Annotated in this window: 2 protein-coding genes; both read left to right on the top strand. The window is 63.6% G+C overall.

The genetic code is table 11. From position 1 onward, the window contains the following. On the top strand, positions 1-866 hold an 866-nt coding region (locus CVM73_RS38595; protein WP_100236927.1), incomplete at its 5' end, for an IS3 family transposase. A gap of 89 nt (positions 867-955) precedes the next feature. Continuing rightward, the gene (locus CVM73_RS38590; protein ID WP_100236926.1) at positions 956-1,996 is read left to right on the top strand and encodes an IS110 family RNA-guided transposase; all 1,041 of its coding nucleotides are present in this window, start codon (positions 956-958) and stop codon (positions 1,994-1,996) included. Positions 1,997-2,412: the final 416 nt, after the last annotated feature.

The following is a 2,412-nucleotide window of genomic DNA, read 5'->3' as shown; positions in this document are numbered from 1 at the left end:
GAACGGCGGCGTGTAAAGCCATCGGCTGTTGCCGCATGACCATGAGATACCGAACGACCCGGGCGGACGAAGCCGGCCTTCGCCAGCGCATGAGGGCGATCGCCCAGGAGCGCCGTCGCTTCGGCTATCGGCGCCTGCACGTTCTGCTCAAGCGGGAGGGCTATGTGATCAACCACAAGAAGCTGTTCCGGCTCTACCGGGAAGAGAGGCTTGCGGTGCGCCGCCGTGGCGGCCGCAAGCGGGCGATCGGGACCCGGGCGCCGATGACGGTGGCGATGGCGCCGAACGACCGCTGGTCGCTTGACTTCGTGTCGGATCAGCTCACCGATGGCCGCCGCTTCCGTATCCTCACCGTCGTCGATGATTGCACCCGCGAGTGCCTGGCGCTGGTAGCCGACACCTCGCTCTCCGGCACCCGCGTGGCGCGGGAGCTGGACCGGCTGATGATGGAACGCGGCAGGCCGAAGATGGTGGTCAGCGACAACGGCAGCGAGCTCACCAGCAACGCCATCCTGACCTGGGCCGATCAGAGCCGTGTCGCATGGCACTACATCGCGCCGGGCAAGCCCATGCAGAATGCCTTCATCGAGAGCTTCAACGGCCGGCTGCGGGATGAACTGTTGAACGAGACGCTGTTCACGTCGCTGGCCCAGGCCCGCGTCACGTTTGGATGCTGGCGGGCCGATTACAACGATGCACGACCACACTCGCGGCTCGGATGGAAGACGCCGTCCGAGTTCGCCGTGACCTGCCATCCGCGCCGGGATCTGGCGCTGCGCTATGCCGAGGGCTCCGCGCCAGCTCCCGTCGCTACCACCGCCCAACCGGGCAAATCCAAGAGCCGGGGCGAACTCAGGACTGGATAAAACTTGATGTGGTGGAACGGCCCGCTTCAACAGCATCAAAGTGCTAGAACGTGGTCGTTGTTCGAACGCCACAAAGGAGGGACCGTTCCGTGAAACAGGTTAGCACCATCGGGTTAGATTTGGCCAAGCACGTTTTCCAGGTTCACGGCGCGGATGCGGAGGGCTCGCCCGTGTTCAACAGGAAATTGCGGCGCAGCGAGGTTCTGCGCTTCTTCGAGAAACTGGCACCATGCCTGGTGGGGATGGAAGCCTGCGGCAGCGCCCACTATTGGGCGCGCGAGATCGCAGCTCTCGGTCATGAGGTGCGGCTCATTCCGCCGGCTTATGTCAAACCCTTCGTCAAGCGTGGTAAGACGGATGCGGCGGACGCGGAGGCCATCAGCGAAGCGGTGACCCGCAAGACCATGCGCTTCGTCCCGATCAAGACGGCCGAGCAACAGGCTGCCGCGATGGTGCTGAAGACCCGCGCCCTTCTAGTGCGGCAGCGAACGCAGGCGGTCAACGCGTTGCGCGCGCATCTGGCAGAATTGGGCATCATCGCCACCGCTGGCCTGGCAACGATTGAGGCGCTGGTCGCAATCGTACGGGATGAGACAGATGCTCGCCTGCCCGCAGCAGCGCGCTTCGCGCTGAGGGCTATTGCCGACGAGATTGAAGCTTCAGCCGACCAAATCGAGAGACTCGAGCGCGCGATTGTTGTGGAGACCAAGCACGACGAGGACATGCGTCGGTTGACCACGATACCTGGCGTCGGCGCCATCACGGCGGCGACCATCAAGGCGCTCGTGCCGGATCCCGGCGGGTTCAAGTCGGCTCGCCACTTTGCCGCCTGGCTGGGATTGACGCCGCGGCCTCATTCAAGTGGAGGCAAAGAGCGACTGGGAGGAATATCGAAGATGGGAAATCCGGAACTCCGCTCTCTGCTCGTTGTCGGGGCGACGGCCGTCTTGCGGGTTGTCCGAAACGACGCTCGGGCGCGGCCGTGGCTGAAGGCGCTTCTCGCCAGACGGCCCTTCAAGGTTGCAGCGGTCGCGCAGGCCAACAAGACGGCGCGGATCATCTGGGCGCTTCTGAACAAGGGCGGGACGTACCGACGTCCCGACCCGCTGACTGCCGCGGCCGCCGTCTGATGGACGCAGTGACCGCCAAAGCGATCTGACCGGCGCAGGCCGGCAGAGGGCAAGGTGCAACAACAGCCGATGAACCCATGGGACGACATCCCGAAACGAGTGAAGCTACTGCCCCCAATGCGCTCAAACGCGTAAACTTGATTTGGCTCCTCGTTCCGCAGATCTCATCGAGGCCAGCGGCCATGTGCCGCGCGCAAAGGCCGGACATATGACCGCACCGTTCCTATGTGTGAAATCGACTGAAAAAGCTCTTGCCACGCGGGCCGTTCCACATATGGGGGCAAGGTCACAAGCCAAGCGAACGGATCGACGTTGTTCATTTTCGCCGTCTGCAGCAGCGTTGCGATGGTCGCCCAGGTTCGTCCGCCGCCGTCGCTGCCAGCGAAGAGGCTATTCTTTCTCGTGATTGTTTGTGG

This window comes from Bradyrhizobium forestalis (assembly GCF_002795245.1).
GTDB classification, from domain to species: domain Bacteria; phylum Pseudomonadota; class Alphaproteobacteria; order Rhizobiales; family Xanthobacteraceae; genus Bradyrhizobium; species Bradyrhizobium forestalis.
This window is presented reverse-complemented; position numbering and strand designations above follow the sequence as displayed.